The 21,995-nt window shown below is 37.3% G+C and carries 18 protein-coding genes; 13 read left to right on the top strand and 5 right to left on the bottom strand.

The genetic code is table 11. From position 1 onward, the window contains the following. The first annotated feature begins 72 nt into the window (after positions 1–72). The gene (locus INT39_RS00950) at positions 73–1,095 is read left to right on the top strand and encodes a methyltransferase (protein WP_226894003.1); all 1,023 of its coding nucleotides are present in this window, start codon (positions 73–75) and stop codon (positions 1,093–1,095) included. 73 nt (positions 1,096–1,168) lie between these two features. On the opposite strand, the gene leuE is transcribed toward INT39_RS00950, so the two are convergent. After that, positions 1,169–1,816 (bottom strand): leucine efflux protein LeuE, encoded by a 648-nt coding sequence (gene leuE / locus INT39_RS00945; RefSeq protein ID WP_193015333.1) that lies wholly within the window; start codon positions 1,814–1,816, stop codon positions 1,169–1,171. A 548-nt stretch (positions 1,817–2,364) separates the two neighbouring features. Between leuE and INT39_RS00940 the strand changes: the two genes are divergently transcribed. Next, positions 2,365–3,477 (top strand): NAD(P)/FAD-dependent oxidoreductase, encoded by a 1,113-nt coding sequence (locus tag INT39_RS00940; protein WP_193015332.1) that lies wholly within the window; start codon positions 2,365–2,367, stop codon positions 3,475–3,477. A 9-nt stretch (positions 3,478–3,486) separates the two neighbouring features. After that, complete coding sequence (locus INT39_RS00935; RefSeq protein ID WP_193015331.1) at positions 3,487–4,254, top strand: GNAT family N-acetyltransferase; 768 nt, start codon at positions 3,487–3,489, stop codon at positions 4,252–4,254. Between the two features lie 53 nt (positions 4,255–4,307). Here INT39_RS00935 and INT39_RS00930 read toward each other — a convergent pair whose 3' ends face one another. Both INT39_RS00930 and INT39_RS00925 read right to left on the bottom strand, forming a co-directional pair. Then, positions 4,308–4,904 carry a sugar O-acetyltransferase gene (locus tag INT39_RS00930; RefSeq protein WP_193015330.1) on the bottom strand — a complete coding sequence of 199 codons (597 nt, stop codon included), beginning with the start codon at positions 4,902–4,904 and terminating at the stop codon, positions 4,308–4,310. Positions 4,905–4,983: 79 nt separating this feature from the next. After that, on the bottom strand, positions 4,984–5,742 hold the full coding sequence (locus tag INT39_RS00925) for a DJ-1/PfpI family protein (RefSeq protein WP_193015329.1): 759 nt from the start codon (positions 5,740–5,742) through the stop codon (positions 4,984–4,986). A gap of 85 nt (positions 5,743–5,827) precedes the next feature. On the opposite strand from INT39_RS00925, the gene INT39_RS00920 reads away from it, so the two are divergent. Then, entirely contained in the window at positions 5,828–6,439 is a 612-nt protein-coding gene (locus INT39_RS00920; RefSeq protein ID WP_193015328.1) for a TetR/AcrR family transcriptional regulator, read from the top strand. 77 nt (positions 6,440–6,516) lie between these two features. On the opposite strand, the gene INT39_RS00915 is transcribed toward INT39_RS00920, so the two are convergent. Next, on the bottom strand, positions 6,517–7,242 hold the full coding sequence (locus tag INT39_RS00915; protein ID WP_193015327.1) for a sulfite exporter TauE/SafE family protein: 726 nt from the start codon (positions 7,240–7,242) through the stop codon (positions 6,517–6,519). 130 nt (positions 7,243–7,372) lie between these two features. Between INT39_RS00915 and INT39_RS00910 the strand changes: the two genes are divergently transcribed. The 6 genes from INT39_RS00910 (at position 7,373) to glgP (ending at position 18,170) form a co-directional block, all read left to right on the top strand. Next, complete coding sequence (locus INT39_RS00910) at positions 7,373–8,254, top strand: LysR substrate-binding domain-containing protein (protein ID WP_193015326.1); 882 nt, start codon at positions 7,373–7,375, stop codon at positions 8,252–8,254. 365 nt (positions 8,255–8,619) lie between these two features. After that, on the top strand, positions 8,620–10,803 hold the full coding sequence (gene glgB / locus INT39_RS00905) for a 1,4-alpha-glucan branching protein GlgB (RefSeq protein ID WP_193015325.1): 2,184 nt from the start codon (positions 8,620–8,622) through the stop codon (positions 10,801–10,803). A 1-nt stretch (position 10,804) separates the two neighbouring features. Next, positions 10,805–12,874 carry a glycogen debranching protein GlgX gene (glgX, locus tag INT39_RS00900; RefSeq protein WP_193015324.1) on the top strand — a complete coding sequence of 690 codons (2,070 nt, stop codon included), beginning with the start codon at positions 10,805–10,807 and terminating at the stop codon, positions 12,872–12,874. 21 nt (positions 12,875–12,895) lie between these two features. Beyond that, positions 12,896–14,245, top strand: a complete 1,350-nt coding sequence (glgC, locus tag INT39_RS00895) for a glucose-1-phosphate adenylyltransferase (RefSeq protein WP_193015323.1) — start codon at positions 12,896–12,898, stop codon at positions 14,243–14,245. Next, positions 14,242–15,675, top strand: a complete 1,434-nt coding sequence (gene glgA / locus INT39_RS00890; protein ID WP_193015322.1) for a glycogen synthase GlgA — start codon at positions 14,242–14,244, stop codon at positions 15,673–15,675. Before glgC ends, glgA begins: the two co-directional genes overlap by 4 nt. A 44-nt stretch (positions 15,676–15,719) precedes the next feature. Beyond that, positions 15,720–18,170 (top strand): glycogen/starch/alpha-glucan family phosphorylase, encoded by a 2,451-nt coding sequence (gene glgP, locus INT39_RS00885; protein ID WP_193015321.1) that lies wholly within the window; start codon positions 15,720–15,722, stop codon positions 18,168–18,170. 85 nt (positions 18,171–18,255) lie between these two features. On the opposite strand, the gene INT39_RS00880 is transcribed toward glgP, so the two are convergent. Continuing rightward, a complete protein-coding gene (locus tag INT39_RS00880; protein ID WP_193015320.1) occupies positions 18,256–18,906 on the bottom strand; it encodes a helix-turn-helix transcriptional regulator in 651 nt (216 codons plus the stop codon). Between the two features lie 93 nt (positions 18,907–18,999). On the opposite strand from INT39_RS00880, the gene INT39_RS00875 reads away from it, so the two are divergent. From INT39_RS00875 to INT39_RS00865, 3 genes are all read left to right on the top strand, one after another. Continuing rightward, entirely contained in the window at positions 19,000–20,415 is a 1,416-nt protein-coding gene (locus INT39_RS00875; RefSeq protein WP_193015319.1) for an MFS transporter, read from the top strand. 193 nt (positions 20,416–20,608) lie between these two features. Then, positions 20,609–21,010, top strand: a complete 402-nt coding sequence (locus INT39_RS00870; protein WP_193015318.1) for a RidA family protein — start codon at positions 20,609–20,611, stop codon at positions 21,008–21,010. Then, a complete protein-coding gene (locus INT39_RS00865; RefSeq protein ID WP_193015317.1) occupies positions 21,003–21,971 on the top strand; it encodes a threo-3-hydroxy-L-aspartate ammonia-lyase in 969 nt (322 codons plus the stop codon). Before INT39_RS00870 ends, INT39_RS00865 begins: the two co-directional genes overlap by 8 nt. Positions 21,972–21,995: the final 24 nt, after the last annotated feature.

Here is a 21,995-nt window from a genome sequence, read left to right as displayed (position 1 = left end):
TAATATCACCATTTAAAATAATAAATAAAATAACAAAATAAATATTTAAATAATAATAAAATAGGATTTAATATGGAAAATAATACTGTTAATTTCAAGAATAAAGCTGCTGCTATTGATTTAATGAAAAAAACAATGCTTTTTACTATTCCTGCCGCATTAAGAGCTGCCTCATTATTAAAAGTGGCTGACTTACTTAAAGAGGGTCCTAAAAATGTAAATGAATTAGCTAAAGAAACAAATACATTACCATTAGCATTAAATAGAATATTAAGGATCCTCGCATCTGAAAATATTTTTTATGAATCAGATGGTTTAAATTATTCACTTGCGCCTGCGGGACACTTTTTACTAAGTGATCATGAATATACATTGCGTGACTCTATATTAATGTTAACCAATGAAACATTTTGGAGACCCGTTGGGGAGGTTGTTGAATCTCTTAAGGGGAATCCTGCTTTTGAGAACCTCTATGGTATGTCCTTCTATGAGTATTGGAAAGATAATGTTCGTGAAGATCATGATTTTCAAGTAGGAATGAACTCACTGTCAAAAATAGAAAATCACTTTATTGTAAAACATTACGACTTTCCTAAAAATACAGTCGTTACCGATATTGCTGGCGGTTTAGGAGGCTTATTATTAGAAGTATTAAAAACCAATCCAACGCTAAAAGGACAGCTATTTGATCGCAAACATGTATTAGAAAGAACTCGATTAGTCGAACTAGGTGATGATAGTCGATGGAAATTAATTGAAGGCGATCTTTTTGGTGATTTCCCTGAATCAGATATTTATTTAATTAAATACATTATTCATGATTGGGATGATCAAAGTGCAGTGACTTTCTTTAAAAACTTTAGAAAAGCAATGAAACCAGATTCTAAAGTTCTTATTATAGAACCTGTTATCTTTAAGAAAAATATACCCGACACAGCGAAATATATGGATGTGATTTGTATGAGTGGATTCCCTGAATCAGGTGAAAGAACAGTCGATGAATTTGAAAGATTATTAGATCAAGCAGATTTGAAGATAAATAAATTTATTAAAACAGATACTTATCACGTTATATTAGAAGTTGTCATAAAATAATAAAAATATTATTTTGGCAAGAAAAAAGCCACTACACAGTGATGTGAAGTGGCTTTTATATTTAAAATTAAATCTAAGCTGTTAAAGCAAGTTTGGCACCAAAAAGTAAGAATACTGCACCAATACAACTATTTGATAATGAGGCTAAACGCTTGTTGTGTTTTACTTTATTCGTAATAGCCACACCACCAAAAATAAGAATAGATAAATACAGCATACTGCATGTCTCTAAAATTGCGCCTAATACGAAAAATGGAATACCTGCATTTTCATATTTAGGATCGATAAACTGAATAAAGAAAGAGACATAAAAAATGATCATCTTTGGGTTAAGCATACTTAAAAACAGTGCTTTAACATAAAGGCCTTCCTTTGCTTTTTCGGTCACTTCTAATGCTTGTTCCGCTGTTTCTTTTTTCTTTTGAAACGTAGCGTATAATGTTTTCAACCCTAAATAGGTTAAATAAAGAGCACCTGCATATTTAATAACAATAAAGAAAACGGGTGAAGTCTTGACTAATGAAGCAACCCCCAAAAATGCCAAAAAGATTAATAATGCATCACCCGTAAAAACACCAAGAGCGGCTTTATACCCCCCTTTTACCCCATGCTTCGCACTGGAAGTAAGGACGAAAATCGAGTTTGGACCTGGAATTAAGGTAATAAAAATAACGCCTAAAAGGTATGTCCAAATATTTGAAATACCGATACTTTCTAACATACGACGCCTTTTTTAAAAAAATAACATGCTGAATATATGAGCTATCATATCCATAATAATATTTTTATAAAACAATAATCTTCATATGGCATAAAAATAAGTTAATTATTCTACTTTTATTAATTAAAAGCAGTTTGTAAATCTTTTTTATTTATTGTTTTTAGATTAAAAGTCTGGTTTGAGTGTGCGTTATAGTACGATGCTGAAATTAAAAAATTAACGGTAAAAAAAACCATATTTACCTCTCAAACCAAACTTATAAACTGGAATTTAAGTGATCTTTAGATGTAATGTCCCATTGTTTGTTTTGTGTTATGGTTTATTATTCTATTTGTGATCTCACTCTAAATATTATTTTGAAAGCCAGAATAAAAACATTCAATATCTCCATGAAAAATAACAAATTTTGTTAAATGTTATTTTTATTGATTAGCACGAAAAGTGAGAGGATAAAGAAGATTATTTTTATTAAAACTATTATTCTATGTTGTTTTTTACTTTTAGTATAAAAAACAGCCTTACCGTATATTGCTGTTAAAGAGGATAAAATGGACATAAATACCTCATCGTTATTTCGACAACCGCAAAAGAAAATTATTATTATTGGTGCGGGTATTGTAGGAGTAATGCAAGCTTGGTATCTTGCGAAAATGAGTAATATGCAGATTATCTTATTAGATAAAGCTGATGCTGGGCTCGGTGCTACCAAGGCTTCTTTTGCTTGGTTAAATGTCTCTTATGGACGGCCTGATGCTTATCAACAATTACGTTCTGAAGCGATTCATTCTTGGCGAATACTGGACAAACAGACACAAGGAAAATTGAATATTGATTGGTCTGGCGCAATAAGTTGGATGTCTTCTGATGAAGAAACTGCACAATTTATTCAATTACACCATCAAGCAGGTTTTAATGTTCAAACATTAAATAAAGCACAACTTATTCATAAAGTTCCTCAATTATCACAACCACCAGAATTAGCTGCATTTGCGAGCGATGAAGGTGCAGTAGATCCCCTTCACGCTATTAACGTGTTATTACAACAAGCTCAAGAGATGGGCGTGAAATATTATGCTAATACCGAAGTTACACGTTTGTTACAAGATAAACATCGCATTATTGGCGTAGAAACAACAAAAGAAAAAATACAGGCTGATCATGTTATTTTAACGGCAGGTGTGGGTTCTTTGGCACTGCTGGCAGAGAAAGATATTGATTTACCTTTATCTGCATCACCGAGTATTTTACTTAAGTTAACATCTGATGCAAAAAACGCATTTTTGCCTTGTATTATCTCAACGCCAGAAATGGAGTTACGTCCCTTTGCTCAAAATGAGATTATTGCGGCTGAAGATTACATAGATAATAGTGATGAACATCACCCTGAGCACATTGCATCCCATGCACAAGCGACTTTTTATGATAATTTTACGCAAACAGGTAAACTAACGATTAAAAAGGTTATTGTGGGTGAAAGGCCCATGCCTAAAGATGAAATGCCAATTATTGGAGAAGTATCTCCTTATCAGGGACTATATCTTGTTACTATGCACGCCGCCGTGACATTGTCACCTTTATTATGTGAATTAGTTGCACAAGAACTCATTGACGAAAAAGCGAATCCTCGATTAACTCCTTATCGCTTATCACGATTTAGCTAGAGAACCATTATGGATGCACAACTGTATAAAGAATTTAAAATAGTAGAAAAAGCCTTTTGGTCAGAAATTTGCGAAAATAATATTCGTATTGGTGATCATACACACTGCTTTATGACACCAATGGATGCGCCTATTTTTAACTTCATTTATTTACGTCAAGGCGCAACAGAAGGCTCGTTCCAGCAAGCAAGTACCCTTTTCTCCTCACAGAAAAAAGGCCATATTTTAGTTTTACCTGAATCTTTATTACCTGAATTTGAAGAGATCATAAAAAATGCAGGTTATACCGGTGATGGTATGACAACAGCAATGTATCTGACATTATCAGAAGCCGTGTATCCCCCTTATAGAAATAACCCTTGCGATATTATTTTAACTAATCATAACCTCGAGCAATGGGCTCACCCATTAAAAACGGCGTTCCCTGTAGGGGATGACAGTGATGATACGATTGTTAATGAATATATTCGTTATCACCAAAAAGCATTAGATAATGGTGCAACTATTTTTCATTACGCTTTATTAGTTGAAAATCAACCCGTCTCTTCATTAACGTTAACGTTGCATGAAAATTTAGCGCGTTTTGATGATATTGGGACAGATGTCGCTTATCAGGGTAATGGCTATGCGACTCATTTGATTAAACATGTTTTAGAGTTTTGCCGCGAGCAAGGCGTAGAGCGTTGTTTCTTAGATGCCTCTGCGGACGGTTTAGCGCTGTACCGAAAATTTGGGTTTAAATCACTCTATAATTATCTCAGTTTCATTAAAGAATAATCATATAGCTGGGCTCAATTTATTTTAATTTATTGAGCCCAGCTTAAACCTATTTAAGCACTAAGCCTTTTTTCAGCCTCTATTTTATCTTTTTCACTAACTTGTCTTATCACGCGACAAGGATTACCCACTGCAACAGAATTAGCTGGAATAGACTTCGTTACGACACTGCCCGCACCAATTACGCAATTATCGCCGATTGTTACGCCAGGCAAAACTAAACAACCTGCGCCAAGCCAAACATAATTACCAATTGTAATGGGTAATGCATATTCAAGTTCACTGCTCCGTATTTCAGGATCAATAGGATGTGTTGCTGCTAAAATACTCACATTAGGCGCACACATCACATGGTGACCTATTTTGACAGAAGCACAATCTAAAATAGTTAAATTAAAATTAGCGTAAAATGCCTCACCAATTTCTATTAATTCGCCGTAATCACAATGAAATGGGGGTTCAATTGTGAAGTTATCACCTGTTTTTCCTAAAAGCTGTTTTAAATAGCCTTTTCTTTTTTCAATTTCAGAGGGACGCGTCATATTGAAATCATAAATAATTTCGCGCGCTTTTACTCTAAGTGGCTCTAAACTATCATCTTTACTGGCATGGTAAAGATGGCCTGATACCATTTTTTCGTATTCTGTCATTGTAATTCTCCGAATTTGAAATAAAACAGTTTAGATAAACTTTAATTTATTTCCCCATTCTAACGTTAATTACTCTAGATTAACGGCTCTTTTTATAGCCATTAAGTGCAGCTTGATGAAATTGAGCATTTAAATTCGCGGTCAAACTTTGTGAAATGGCTGTCATTTCAGGACCCGCTAGCCTTGGCGAGCCTGTCCCAAAAGGTGGACGAGGATCATATTCAATTGCTAATTCAACTAATTGTGCAAAAGGTGTTCCTAACAATTGCGCTAATACTAATAACGAGGCATCAAAAGAGCCAGTTGCTGGCCCTGAAGTATAAATATTGCCATCAATCACTACATCGCTTCCACCTACGGCTATGGCTCCCATATCAGGTAACATAGGAACAACATTCGAATTACTGGTTGCCCTTTTGCCTTTTAATAAACCTGCCGCACCTAAAACTAATGATCCATAGCAAGTACCAATTACATAACGGGTTTTATTGCCCATTCTAGCAAAGAATGCCAGAGTCTCTTCATCTTCCACTATTTCTGGTGGCACCATTCCTACAACTAATACATCAAGATCGTCAGGGCACTCATCAAAAGTCATAGTCGGCATTGTTGGCCAACCAATATAACCTTCAACTAATTCTTTCTTTTTCCAAATAAAATAGATTTCTGCACTTGCAATGGTGAATACTGATTGAGCGCCATTAATATCCATGGGCATAAAACCAGGGCAGACAAAAATACCGATTTTTAAGGGTTTAGGTTGCTGTTTTCGGCCCTCTTCAACAAGCTTAATGATGGAAGGCATATTTTTTCCATACAGCATTTCATTGTGATTCATTTTATTTTCCTATTTTGTACTGGTTAGTAAAATAATGACATTTGTTTTATACTGAGTAAACAAATTTCTTACTAATTGGTACAAAATGCAAAAGAAAGGCCGCCCTCGTCGTTATGATAGCGATACTGCACTTGAAAAAGTAATGGCATTATTTTGGCGAAAAGGATTTACAGCAACATCAATGGATGATTTAGTCATCGAAACTCAAATGAATAAGCCAAGCCTTTATGCCGCCTTTGGTAACAAAGCGGCATTATATGAAAAAGCAATTGAGCGTTTTAATCAAATTGCTTCAACTCGCTATCGTCATGAATTAGAAAAGCAATCTCCCCAAGATACAATTATAAAAAGGGTGAAGCGCTATTTGGTTTCAGCTATTCATTTTTATACGGATAAGGAAGGGTTAACAGGATGTATGGTGCTTTCAACAGCAGTGACTGAAATTGCAGACCCTACAATAAAAACCTTGCTTAATCAGGTTATTGAGGCACAAACACAACAAGTTATTGATGCCTTGCAAGAAGCATTAAGCGCAGGTGAATTAAAAAAGGAAGTCGATATTCGTGTTGTTGCATTAGGTATAGTGGCACTTTTGCATTCTCTTTCATTAAGAGCCAGATCGGGCGCCACCGTGGATGAATTACTGCCATTAGCCGATATTTCACGAATGTTATTAATGCCTTATTTACCTGATTGAGAGGATAAGTAATGGCAATTAATTTAACCGTCTTACTCCATGAATAAAGGTGATTAACACAGCAATTAAGCTTTTAATTAGGCAATAACGCCATTAATCAGCAGTGAACCGCCTGCAAAAAGTAACATTGTATCTAACAGCCATTGAAATAATTTGGGCGTTAGCTTTAATACCAACTTTTTGCCTAAGTAATTTCCAACCGTTAAACCGCAACCAACAAGCGCACCACTGACTAAAATGAAGCTATTGATAGCGCCTAATTGGCTAAATGTTAGCGCTTTAGTCAGATAGATAACAAATGAGGCGGCCGCTTCTGTGGCAAGCAATGGCCCTAATGTCAAACCATATGCAGAAAATATAGGAATAGTAAGTGGTCCTGTTGAAAAAACAACGCCTGTTAAATAGCCGATAACAGCACCCGCAATAACAACTTGGTAAGTTTTCATTTTAATTTGATACTGACGTAATAAATGAATCACTGGGATCATTAAAATAAAGAATAAACCCATGCCAACATTGAGCCATGTTTCAGGCATTATCCATAGTGTATTGGCCCCTAAAACAACGGCAGGAATACCTGGTAACAGGTAATAAAATAGTGGCTTAAAATGTATACTATGACGCCATAAATAAATGCGAGATAAATTTCCCATCACAGAAGCAAGTGCCATAATGGGTACAGCTTCTTTTGCACCAAAAACATATGTAAGAGCAGGAATAAGTAAAATAGAAGATCCCGTTCCGACCACTCCGCTTATCACCCCTGAAAATACGGCTAATAAAATGACTGCGATAAAGCTCATTATCATCCTTTAAGTTCAATATGTTAAAGACGCTGTATCATACCTGCCTTCTTTATTTTTACCTGTGATAAAATGTCACAGTATTGTGAGTTTTAATCAGAAAGCCCGCCTAATCTATGACGAGAAAATTATGATAAGAAACCTTCCTCCCTTGCCTTCATTACGTGCTTTCTTAGTCGCTTGTCATAGCCAAAGTTACACCGAAGCTGCGCAAACACTGTGTGTCACCCATGGTGCAATTAGTCGTCATATTCAAGTAATTGAAAAATGGTTTGGTGTCACACTGTTTAATAAGCAAGGTTTACGTCGTGTACCCACTCCTTACGCATTAACATTGGCGCAAGAATTAAGTGGCGTATTTGATAAACTCAATGATATTGGATTTCGTTATGGTAATGGGGGAAAAAACGATATTTTAAATATCAGTGTTCCAACAACGCTATGTTTAAAATGGCTTATTCCAAGAATGGAGGATTTTTATCTTCACTATCCGAATGCCAATATTCAAATTGCTTCTGCAAATAGCGAGCGATTTCATTTAATCAGCCATGATGATTTAATTATTCGCCCTCAACCACAGCAACAAGAGTATTCCTCTATTGCTTTCTTAGAGGATATTCATTGTCTAATTGCCTCTGAAAAGTTATTAAATCGTTACAGCGTCACTAAATTTGAGGATGTTTTTGATTGCCCCGTTATTGATACCCTTACCCGTCCCGGTCATTGGCAACAATGGTTAATTGCGGCTCAGCTCAACACTCAACGCTCATTTTTACGTCACTATCGCTTTGATCACTTTCATATTTCTCTTCAAGCCATTATTGAAGGATTAGGTGTCGGTATTGGTCCAATTTCAATTTTATCGAATGAAATTAATAACGGCACTTTAAAAATCCTCTTTCCTGATATTCAAATTGCGCCTCTTCATTATTACGCCTTAACACCTCTGGGTGTACAAAAAACCAAAACACATCTCGATTTTGAACAGTGGCTTATTCAACAAAAAAGTTAATTTTACTAATGAAAAAAGTGATTATTTTTCATAATAATGGCGATTTTACTCCTATTGCTTATACTTTTTAAAACTAAATCTTATACGTTTTATTAAAATTATCTAATGTTACTCTTCTTTTTACGAGTAAGTAAAAACGCTATTCGTGCTGTTTTTATATTTCGTGATCTTCATCTGCCTGCACCCACAAATAGCTTTTGATTCAATATCATAAAAACAGAAAATAGGTATATTAACCTATATTAATTATTTATCTTTTAAATAATCTGTTATAAACACTTATTGTTTAACTTAAATTAACGTTCTATGCTGATATCTATATATAAAATTTACTAATTTATTTGCTGGCAACGAAGGACGATAAGATGTCTGTAGCTGTGACGAAAAAAGCAATAGAAAAACTAATTAATGGATATGAATCAGATCCTTTTGCACTGCTTGGAATGCATGAAACATCAGCAGGATTAGAAGTCCGTGCATTTTTACCTGATGCAGTCGCAGTCAGTGTCATTGATAGAAAAAATGGCCGAAATGTGGCGACATTAGAGCGTAAACATCCAAGTGGTTTTTTCTGTGGTGTTATCCCTCGACGTAAACGTCGTTTTAGTTACTGTTTAGATGTGACTTGGGAAAATGCACAAGGCGTTGTTGACGATCCTTATCAATTCGGCATTTTACTGCAAGAAATGGACATTTGGCTTTTAGCTCAAGGTCATCATTCCCGTCCTTATCAATGTTTAGGTGCACACCCTGCAAAACTGGGGGATATAGAGGGAATTACCTTTGCTGTATGGGCACCAAATGCGCAAAGTGTCAGTGTTGTGGGTGATTTTTCTTTCTGGGATGAACGGCGCTTCCCGATGCGATTACGTCGTGAAAGTGGAATTTGGGAGCTTTTTATTCCACAGGCACATCTTGGTGATTGTTATAAATATTCTATTCTGGATGCTAATGGCGATCGTCGATTAAAAGCAGACCCTTATGCTTTTGAAACACAAATACGACCTGAAACTGCATCCATCATCAATACATTACCTCCCATTAAACCAATGCCATTATCGCGACAGCAAGCGAATCAGCGAAATGCGCCTATTGCTATTTATGAAGTGCATTTAGGTTCATGGCGTCGTCATACCGATGATAACAGTTGGCTAAGTTATCGAGAATTAGCGGAACAGTTAATTCCCTATGTTAAAGAGATGGGTTTTACGCATATAGAACTACTACCTATTAATGAACACCCTTTCGATGGCTCATGGGGATATCAACCTTTGGGGTTATATTCTCCGACTCGTCGCTTTGGCTCACCGATGGACTTTCGCGACTTTATTGAAGCCGCCCATCAGGCTGAAATCAAGGTTATTTTAGATTGGGTTCCTGGCCATTTTCCTGAAGATGATTATGGTTTACGCAATTTTGATGGGACTTCTCTCTACGAATATGCCGATAGGCGTGAAGGCTTTCACCCCGATTGGAATACCTTGATTTATAACTATGGTCGTAATGAAGTACTCAATTATCTTTCTGGTAATTTATTGTATTGGCATGAGCATTTTGCACTTGATGGTTTCCGCGTTGATGCTGTTGCTTCAATGCTTTATCGTGACTATAGCCGAAAAGAAGGCGAATGGATCCCCAATAAACACGGGGGCCGTGAGAATTTAGAAGCGATTGATTTCATTCGTCATACGAATAAATTATTAGGTACTACTTGTCCAGGTGTTATCACAATAGCCGAAGAGTCTACTGATTTTCCAGGTGTAACGTTGCCTCCTGATGATGGTGGATTAGGTTTTAATTACAAATGGAATATGGGCTGGATGCACGACACATTAGCGTATATGCAACGTGATCCTATCTATCGTAAATTCCACCATAATCAAATGACCTTTGGCATGCTCTATGCCTATAACGAAAATTTTGTTCTTCCTCTTTCACATGATGAGTTTGTTCATGGCAAAGGGTCATTAATTGGCCGAATGGTAGGAGATGATTGGCAAAAATTTGCTAATTTACGTGCCTATTTAGGCTTTATGTGGGCTTACCCCGGTAAAAAGCTGCTGTTTATGGGATGTGAGTTTGCACAATGGCGTGAATGGAACCACGACAATAGCTTAGATTGGCATCTTCTTGAAACGCCCAATAGCCCACATCAAGGTGTTCAACACTTTGTACGTGACCTAAATCTTTCTTATCAAGCTCATCCACCGCTTTATGAATGTGATTTCGAACGTGAAGGCTTTGAATGGTTAACCGTTGATGATCATGACAATTCTGTCTTTGCTTTTTGCCGTAAAGATGCACAAGGCAATGAAATTATTGTTATCAGCAATTTTACCCCAGTGGTTCACCACAATTATGTGGTCGGCGTTAATAAAGCAGGAGCATATCAGGAAGTTCTAAACAGTGATTCTGAATTTTACAACGGAAGTAATGTGGGAAATTTAGGTGAAATAGCAACAACCGCAAATGTATTTAATGGTAAGCCTCATTCATTGTCACTGACGCTGCCACCACTTGCGACGATGTATTTAAGATTGAAGGATTAATATGTCTTTAGATTATGGTCGCCCTTTTCCTATGGGCAGTCATTATGACGGTTATGGTGTTAATTTTACGTTATTTAGTGAGAATGCCACTAAAGTCGTTCTTTGCCTATTTGATAAAGCAGGCAAAGAAATCCGCTATCCGTTACCTGGAAAAACCGGCTCTATTTGGCATGGATACTTACCCGGTGCAGGGCCGGGTTTGCATTATGGTTATCGTGTAGAAGGCGAATGGAACCCAGAACAAGGATTGTTCTATCAACCACAACAACTATTGTTAGATCCTTACGCAAAACAAGTGACGGGTATTGTTGATAACACATTACCTTATACATCGCCGGTTTTTAACGCATTAGAACATGATGACAGTGCCATAACACCTAAAGCGGTTATTATCGATGACAGTAGATGCTTTTGTCTCTCTTATAAAGAAAAAGGGACTTATCAACGTTTAAATACGCCTTGGTCAGAAACGATTATTTATGAAGGGCATGTTAAAGGACTCACAAAACTTCACCCTGAAATACCTGAAAAAATTGCGGGCACGTATGCTGCATTAGGTCATCCTGCTTTTATTTCACATTTAAAAAAATTGGGAATTACAGCATTAGAATTATTGCCTGTTCAATATCATTTAACAGAGCCTCATCTTCATAAAATCGGATTAAAAAATTATTGGGGTTATAACGTATTAGCGCCTTTTGCTTTATCAACACAATATTATTCCAATACCGGTCGGAATATTATGGATGAATTCCGAGAAGCAGTAAGGTGTCTACATAAAGCCAATATTGAAGTGATTTTAGATGTGGTTTTTAACCACACTGCGGAATTAAGTGATCAATTTGAAGGTTATATTGTTTCTCAACGTGGTATTGATAATAAAAGTTATTATTGGTTAAACGATGAAAATAAAGCCCAAAATTGGACAGGATGTGGCAATACGCTTAATTTAAGTCGCCCAGAAACGGTTCAATGGGTAATGGATTGTCTACGCTATTGGGTTATCGAATTTCATATCGATGGTTTTCGTTTTGATCTAGCAACAAGCCTTGGTCGAGTTCCTTATTTTGAGACACAATCCCCATTACTAACAGCCATTCGTCAAGATCCCCTTCTTTCACGTATTAAGCTTATCGCCGAGCCTTGGGATTTAGGTTCTGATGGCTATCAAGTCGGTAACTTCCCTGTGCCATTTACAGAATGGAATGATGGTTATCGCGATGTTATGCGTCGCTTTTGGTTATGGCGTGATGTCTCTATTGCGGCATTTACAGACCATATTACAGGCTCTGCAAAGCTGTACCATAAAAATGGCAGACCCCCCTATTCAAGTATCAATATGATAACCAGCCATGATGGCTTTACACTGCGGGATTTAGTGAGTTATCAGCATAAACATAACGAGGAGAATGGAGAATCAAACTTAGATGGGCATAACACCAATTACAGTGTCAATTTTGGTGAAGAAGGTTTGATTGTTAACGAAAAAATAAGCCAACACAGATTGCTTGCGACTCGAAATATGCTGGCAACCTTACTGCTTTCAAGAGGAACACCTCATTTACTCGCCGGTGATGAAGTGGGTAATACGCAATATGGTAATAACAACGCTTATTGTCAGGATAATAAAGTCAGTTGGATTAAATGGTTTCAACAACCTTATGACTTAACTGATTACATTCGCCACCTTATTGAATTACGTCACCAAATTACACCTTTAAGTTCGCTTAAATGGTGGGAAGAAGATAGCCAAAATGTTATTTGGCTTAATCAGAATGCTCAAACTATGAGTCATGAAGATTGGCAGCAACTTCCGCCCTCACCATTACAACTTCTTTTAGCACAACAATGGATCTTAATGATTAATCCGTTAAGAAACAGTGCTGTTTTTTCTTTACCTCAAGGGTCGTGGTCTTGCTTGCTTGATACAGCTAGCTGGCCTCATTGTCACCCAACACAATCTCAACATTGTGAAGTACAACCTAACAGTATCATCCTTTGGCGAAATAGCGTTTTTTATACTCAGTCTTCTACTGAAAAATTACCCAATATTTCCTCCCAAGTTAAGTAATTTGATTGGAGTGCTATAACTATGATGACAACAGAACAAGGCCAAAAATTAATGTTGGCACAACAACTTCCTAAAGAGGCAATTGCACTCGTTTTAGCGGGAGGTCGTGGTACACGCTTAAAAGCATTGACGGCAAAACGTGCAAAACCGGCGGTTTTCTTTGGCGGAAAATTTCGAATTATCGACTTTACGCTATCAAACTGTATTAACTCTGGGATCCGTCGTATTGGTGTAATTACCCAATATCAATCACACTCTTTAGTTCAGCATATCCAACGTGGCTGGTCATTCTTTAACGAAGATATGAATGAATTTGTTGACTTACTGCCTGCTCAACAACGCCGCAATACGGAACATTGGTATATGGGTACGGCTGATGCGATATATCAGAACCTTGATATTCTTCGTAGTTATAAAGCCAAATACGTGGTGATTTTAGCCGGTGACCATATCTATAAAATGAACTATGCTCGCTTGTTACTTGATCACGTTGAAAACAAATCAAAATTCACCGTTGCTTGTATTCGTGTTCCTAAAGAAGATGCCTTCCAATTTGGGATTATGGACATTGATGAAAATCGCCGAGTCCTTCATTTCTTAGAAAAACCATCAAATCCACCGTGTATTCCTGATGATCCTGATCACTCATTAGCCAGCATGGGAATTTATGTGGTCGATAGAGATTATCTTTTTGATCTATTAGAAGAAGATAGCCGTGACCCTAATTCTCATCACGATTTTGGCCAAGATATTATTCCTAAAATCACAGAGCGCGGTGATGTATTAGCTCACCCATTTGAGCTTTCTTGTGTGAGTTCTGATCCTTCTGTACCGCCATACTGGCGTGATGTAGGAACCATTGAAGCGTATTGGGCGGCAAACTTAGATTTAGCGTCTGTGACACCTGAGCTGGATATGTATGCGAAAGATTGGCCAATCCGTACCTTTATGACTCCGCTTCCCCCTGCAAAATTTGTACAAGATAACCATGGTGAGCACGGGCAAATGATGAACTCGTTGATTGCAGATGGCTGTATTATCAATGGGTCAACGCTCTATTCTTCTATTTTATTCCCTCTGGTTCGTGTTGAATCGTTCTGCCATATTGAAGATTCGGTCATTTTACCGGATGTAACTGTTAGCCATCACTGTTACTTAAAACGCTGTATTGTTGAGCGTAGCTGTACTATTCCTGAAGGTACGGTGATTGGCATGAATGCAGAAGACGATGCCGCTCGCTTCCATCGTACAGAAGAAGGCATTGTGCTGGTCACAAGAGAAATGCTTGAGCAATTAACACGTCAAGAAAAAGAAAATCCTACTGAAACAAAGACAGAGCCAAAACCTCAAAGTGAGGAGGCCTTTTCGTGAATGTTCTCCACTGCTGTTCGGAATTATTCCCTCTGCTGAAAACAGGGGGATTAGCTGATGTTATGGGATCTTTACCTTTAGCTCAGAAAAAAATAGGTTTAGATGCGCGGGTTGTTATACCCGCGTTTCCTGCGATTAAAGACAATATTGACTCACTAAAATTAGTCACCAATATTGATACTTTTGCTGGCAATATCTCTCTACTTTATGGTCAATATCAAGGTATTGATATTTATCTGATTGATGCCCCACATCTTTATCAGCGTACAGGCAGTCCTTATCATGATGAATACCAACATGCTTATAGTGATAATGTTTTTCGTTTTGCACTATTAGGTTGGGTTGCTAGCGAATTATCTGCAGGGTTAGATCCTTTATGGCGTGCAGATATTGTTCATGCTCATGATTGGCATGCAGGACTTGCTTGTGCTTATTTAGCTGTGAAACATTACTCGGCTAAATCTGTCTTTACTGTTCATAATTTAGCTTATAAAGGCGAGTTTTCTCCTTATCATCTTCATCAACTTGAATTACCTGATTACTGTTTTTCAATTAATGGATTGGAATATTATGGGCAAATGTCGTTCTTAAAAGCCGGTCTATTTTATGCAAATCACATTACGACAGTCAGCCCAACGTATGCCAAAGAGATCACAACGCATGAATTTGGCTATGGAATTGAGGGGTTATTGCGTCAACGTGCTGAAGAACAACGATTAAGTGGCATATTAAATGGTGTTGATGAGGCAATTTGGAACCCTGCAGCAGACAGTTTAATTGCACGTCGTTATGATGTTAAAAACCTCAATAAACGCCTAGAAAATAAAACGGCATTACAGAAAAAATGCGGCCTGCCTGTCAATAATAGCGCACCTCTTTTTGCTGTTGTAAGTCGCTTAACAGCACAAAAAGGACTCGATTTAGTCATTGACGTGTTGCCAGATATCGTTGATCAAGGTGGTCAATTTATTCTATTAGGCACAGGTGACAGTCATCTTGAAAGTGCATTTTTACACGCTCAAGAACAATATCCTCAACATGTTGCTGTTCATATTGGTTATGACGAAAGTTTTTCACATCAAGTTATTGCTGGCGCGGATGTCATCATGGTGCCAAGCCGTTTTGAGCCTTGTGGATTAACTCAGTTGTATGGCTTGAAATATGGCGCCCTTCCTTTAGTTAGACACACAGGTGGATTAGCCGACACAGTAAATGATTGCTCATTAGAAAATTTAGCTCATCACCAAGCTACGGGCTTTGTTTTCCATGAAGCAACATCAGATGATCTGCGTTTTGCAATCAATCGTGCTTTTACCTTATGGGGCATGCCGAAACAATGGCTACAAGTTCAAACTGATGCCATGAATCAAACTATTTTTAGTTGGGAAACTGCGGCCAAAACGTATGCTGCGTTGTATCACCGTTTATAGACATGATGTCTATTTGACCAGTGGATTACAAAAAGAGATTTATAATGAAAAAGTTATGTGAGTTTGATTATTTATCACCTGATAAGGATGTTGAATCATTAAAGCGTTCTATTGTTTACAAGCTAATGTTTATCGTTGGTACTTCGCCTAAATATGCCACAGAAACAGATTGGTTAAATGCAACCTCTTACGCGATTAGAGACCGTTTAGTTGAACGTTGGTTAAAATCGACTAAAGCAGAACTTTCACCGAAAGTAAAACAGGTTTATTACATTTCGATGGAATTTTTAATGGGTCGTTTTTTAACCAATGCGATGCTCTCTTTAGGTGTTTATCATGAAGTTAAAGACGCATTAAAAGAGCTAGGTCTTGATCTTGAAAAGCAAATTGAACTTGAACCTGATCCTGGTTTAGGTAATGGTGGTTTGGGTCGTTTAGCGGCATGTTTCCTTGATTCGTGTGCCACCTTGGGTTATCCCGTTACGGGGTATGGTATTCGTTATGAATATGGCATGTTTCGCCAACAAATCCAAAATGGTGAGCAACACGAAATTGCAGATAACTGGCTTGAAAAAGGTAACCCTTGGGAGTTTCCTCGTCATGACCTGCAATTTGAGGTGGATTTTGGTGGGCGCTTGCAACAAGAAGGCGATAAAAGCTATTGGGTTGATACCTTGAATGTGATGGCTCAACCTTATGATTCTATTGTCCCTGGTTATAACACGCAAGCAACAGATACCATTAGATTATGGTCAGCTAAAGCGAATAGTGCATTTAACTTGGGTAAATTCAATAAAGGAGAATATCTTGAGGCAACAGAGGCGAAAGATCGCTCTGAAAATATCTCTCGGATCCTTTACCCTGATGATTCAACCCTATCAGGTAAAATGTTACGTTTACAGCAAGAATACTTTTTAGTCAGTGCCTCTATTCAAGATATCTTGCAACGTCATTATCATCTGCATCAGCGCTTTGATAATCTAAAAGACTTTATTGCTATTCATCTTAATGATACTCACCCTGTTCTCGCAATTCCTGAATTGATGCGTCAACTTATCGACAATCATGGATTTAGTTGGGATGAAGCTTGGGAACAAACGATTTGCATTTTCTCATACACTAACCATACATTAATGGGGGAAGCATTAGAAACGTGGCCTGTTGATATGATTGGTCGCTCACTCCCCCGTCATTTACAAATTATTTTCCAAATCAATGATAAATTCTTAAAACAAGTTAAGGAACAGCATCCTAACGACAATGATTTATTACGTCGTGTTTCTATTATTGATGAAGAAAATGGTCGCAATGTTCGTATGGCATGGTTGGCTGTGATTATTAGTCATCAAGTCAATGGTGTTTCTGAGTTACATAGCCAATTAATGGTGCAATCCTTATTCGCTGATTTTGCAATGATCTACCCTAAGAAGTTCTGCAACATTACCAATGGGATCACTCCTCGTCGTTGGTTAGCATTAGCAAACCCATCCCTTTCTCAAGTAATTGATAGCCATATTGGAACTCAGTGGCGAACTAATTTAGAGCAACTGGGTGAATTAATGCCATTGGTGAAAAATAAAGCATTTTTACACCAATTAAAAGGCTCAAAAAGAGTGAACAAACAAAATCTTGCACAAATTATTAAGCAAGATTTAAATATTGATATCAATCCAGATGCGCTGTTTGATGTGCAAATTAAACGTATTCACGAATATAAACGCCAACTTCTCAATGTGTTAGGCATTATCACTCGTTATAATCGCATTTTAGAAAATCCAGAAAAAAACTGGGTACCTCGTGTGTTTATTTTTGGCGGTAAAGCAGCATCTGCATATTATAATGCGAAGAAAATTATCAATCTTATCAATGATATTGCAATGACGATTAATAATGATCCCCGCATTAAAGATAAGCTAAAAGTTATCTTTATTCCTAATTATGGTGTGAGCTTAGCGCAACATATTATTCCAGCAGCCGATTTATCAGAGCAAATATCATTAGCGGGTACAGAGGCTTCAGGTACAGGTAATATGAAATTTGCCCTAAATGGCGCATTAACCATTGGGACACTGGATGGTGCTAATATTGAAATTGGTGAACATGTTGGATTTGATAATATGTTTATCTTTGGCAATAATGCACAAGAAGTTGCTGAGCTAAGACAACGTTATTCACCTCGTCGTTACTATGATGAAGATATTGAGTTACACACTGTACTGAATCAAATTGCAAACGGCTTCTTCAATCAAGATTGTCCTGATAAATACAAATCAATTTTCGATAGTTTAATCGAGTTTGGTGACCATTATCAGGTACTTGCCGATTTCCGTAGTTATGTTGATACTCAAGATAATGTCGATGTTCTCTATCAAGATGAAGATGCATGGCTGAAAAAATCCGCCTTAAATATCTGCCAAATGGGCTATTTTTCTGCGGATCGTGCGGTGACAGAATATATGCAAAGAATTTGGAAAGCTTCTGCGATTACATTGTAAAAGTTAAGCTAAATTTCTAAGGAAAGAACACCAACCGCGCTTAATTGCGCGGTTTTTGTCTTTATTCCCAAAAGGAATATAGACATTAAATTTTAATTCGATAGGCACAACGTCTAGCACCTTCTAAAATATATTCAACACGCTGTAGTTCTACGCCTAGCGTTTCAGAAAATAACTCTTTTTCACTATTACAAAAGCCCTGACATACTTTAGCGGCTGCGCAAATTGGACAGTGATCTTCAATAAACAGATATTCGTTATCTTTGACCTGTTGCCAGTGTGCCATATAACCTTCTTGGCTACGTAATGTGGCTAAGATATCTAAACGCTCAGTAAGTTCATCCACATCTCTTATCGCTTGCGTATAGCGTTCATAGCTCTGTTTTTTTCGAGCAAGAATAATTTTTTCTATTGCACCTTCACCTAATTCTTCACGTATCGTGAGCAATATCTGTGCTGTCAATTCAGCATGTGTGTCAGGAAATTGTTTTTGCCCTAATTCGGTTAAATGCCAATATTGAATCGGTCGCCCCACACCCTTTGGCTCTGTTATTGCTTCAACAAATCCCGCATTAGCGAGTTTTACAAATTGTTGCCTTGCCGCTTCACTGCTGGTGCCAAGACGTTGCCCTACATCATTTGCTTGCATAGGCCCATGTTTTTTAATTAAAAATAAAATTTTATCACCTACACTGCGTTGCGCAGGGTAATTATATTCCAAGTTTTTTCTTGACATATTAAGCGTCTCAGTATTTATTAATCCAAGATTTATCTTGGTAATTTAACGAAGCTATGTCGGAATAGCAATAAAAGAAGGATATTTTTTCTAATGATCCCAACTAATAATAGCCAGTGGCGCGATCTTTTTTCAGGGAGAAATGGAGCAATTTCATTTGCACTTTCTTTTGGTGTCGTGATACATGCAATTAATATTTTAATGGCAACCACTATTTTGCCTTCTGTTGTCACCGATATTGGTGGGATGGAATTATACGCATGGAATACCACGTTATTTGTTGCTGCCTCTATTATTGGCTCTGTGTTATCAGCACGCTTATTAAGTTTATTAGACGCTAAAGGCGCTTATTTAGCAGCCACTGTACTCTTTTTTATAGGCAGTTTGCTGTGTGCCGTTGCCCCAAAAATGGAAGTGATGCTGGTCGGTCGTTTTGTTCAAGGCCTAGGCGGTGGGCTATTGTTTGCTCTTTCCTATGCGATGGTTAATATTGTTTACGACCAAGCTTTATGGCCTAGAGCCATGGCATTAATTTCAGGTATGTGGGGCGTTGCGACATTAATTGGCCCTGCCATTGGTGGTATTTTTGCGCAATTAGATGCTTGGCGATATGCCTTTGGTATTATGTTACCTGTAATGGTGCTTTATGGGGTTTATCTTTGGTTTATCTTACCTAAAAGGGAAAATAATACACCGAAATCGACCTCACAAAATTTACCTTACCTTCAACTGATTATTTTAACTGTTGCAGTACTGCTTATTTCATCCGGTAGCCTTTCTTCATCACTCACAATTAATTTGCTGAGTATCGTGGTGGTATTTGGCTTAATTGGTGTACTTATTTTGTGTGAAAAACGGCTTTCTGTTCGGTTATTACCTTCGAATACATTTAAAGGCCTTTCTTTGCATGCCCTTCTTTACCTTACCATTTCGTTATTAGCGATTGGCATGACATGTGAGATCTTTGTTCCTTATTATCTACAAAGCTTACATATGCAAACGCCTTTAGCGTCAGGTTATATGAGTGCATTAATGGCATTAGGATGGACTGTAGCTGAAGTGATTAGCGCCAGTTGGCAAGGGGCTAAAATGCGTTTTAGCATATTAAGTGGCCCTATTATTGTTTTTGTAGGATTATTAGCGTTAGCGTTTGTTATTCCAAACCCAATGTTGCAATCAGAAAATGCGGTTAGCCTTTCTATTATATTATTCGCTTTATTCTTAGTGGGTTATGGCATAGGTTTTGGATGGCCTCATCTATTAACACGCATACTGCAAGCCGCCTCAGAACAAGATAAAGATATTGCAGGAGCTTCTATTACCACTGTTCAGTTATTTGCAACTGCATTAGGTTCTGCATTTGCAGGTATGATAGTCAACCTAAATGGTTTTAATAGTGGTACACCTGAAGGGCTTTCATCATCGGCTTCTGCCCTATTCTTATTTTTAGCGTTAGCGCCGTTAATCGCGATTTACACGGCTTGGAAAATAACTCGTCGTTCTTATTAACGCTTTATATTTAATAATATTTTTCTAAAAATTAGAGGTGTATTTTACGCCTCTTTTTTTATGTATTAATTATCCAATTTAACGTTATTAAAAAAATAATAATATAAAACGTAAATATACTATTGATCTAACATTAGACATTATGTATAAATAGATAAACATAACGTCTAACTTAAGCGAAATAGGAAAGATAATGATCAGTCATCTTATACAACAAAATATTGAAGCGCTATCACCACCAGGTGGCCATTACTCGCATGTTGTGACAGCAAATAATATGTCGTTTATTTCAGGGCTATTGCCTTTAGATAAACAAGGTAAGCCCTTAGCAGATAAATCCGTTGAAGTTCAAATCACACAAGTTCTTGAAAATTTAGCGGCTTGTCTTGTCGGAATAAATGCACAAAAAACCGATATCGCACAAGTTAAAGTTTATGTCACAAATATTAATGAATGGCCTATTGTTAATGAGCTATATGCAAAATGGATTGGCGAACATAGACCTGCAAGATTAGTCGCGGGCGTAAAAGAGCTCCATTTTGGGAGTAAAATTGAAATTGAAGCCGTTGTGATCAAGGAACAATCTTATGAATAAGCGACCTATTCCTACCTATAAAGATGTTGCAGAAGCTCATCAACGGATCCTGCCTTATTTGAATAAAACCCCTGTTTTAACTTCTCGCACTCTGAATGAACTAACAGGAGCACAATTTTATTTTAAATGTGAAAATTTTCAGCGAATGGGCGCGTTTAAATTTCGTGGTGCAATGAATGCATTATCACAATTTACAGCAGAACAGCGTAAAAACGGCGTTGTAACTTTTTCATCGGGAAACCATGCTCAAGCCATTGCATTATCAGCAAAATTATTAGGTATTCCTGCCACAATTATCATGCCTGAAGATGCTCCAAAAGCAAAAATGGACGCGACAAAAGGTTATGGTGGTCGGGTGATTACCTATAACCGCTATACAGAAGACCGGGAAGAAATAGGTCAACAGCTGGCACAAAAAGAAGGGCTAACGCTTATTCCGCCTTATGATCACCCGCATATTATTGCGGGGCAAGGCACTGCAGCAAAAGAGCTGTTTGACGAAGTGGGTGAATTAGATAGGTTATTTGTTCCATTGGGTGGCGGTGGTTTGCTTTCTGGTTCGTTATTATCAACCAAAGCACTATCTCCTCATTGCCAAATATTTGGCGTTGAACCTTTAGCGGGTAATGATGGGCAGCAGTCATTACGTAAAGGCGAAATTATCCATATTGATACCCCAAAAACAATTGCAGATGGTGCGCAAACTCAGCATTTAGGCAATTACACCTTTGAGATTATTCGTAATAATGTGGACGCTATTTTAACTGCAACAGATGAAGAATTAATTTCGGCTATGCAGTTTTACGCCCAGCGAATGAAAATTATTGTAGAACCAACTGGATGCTTAAGTTTAGCAGCCGCTCTTCAATTAGGTGATAAATTAAAAGGTAAAAAAGTCGGTATTATTATCAGTGGGGGAAATGTTGATATCGCACAATATGGTCAGTTATTGGCACAATAGTCACATTTAAATTTCATGTTTATT

The organism is Pseudomonas sp. FME51, from assembly GCF_014897305.1.
The sequence above is the reverse complement of the archived record's forward strand: the minus strand, read 5'-3'. Positions and strand labels throughout refer to the sequence as shown.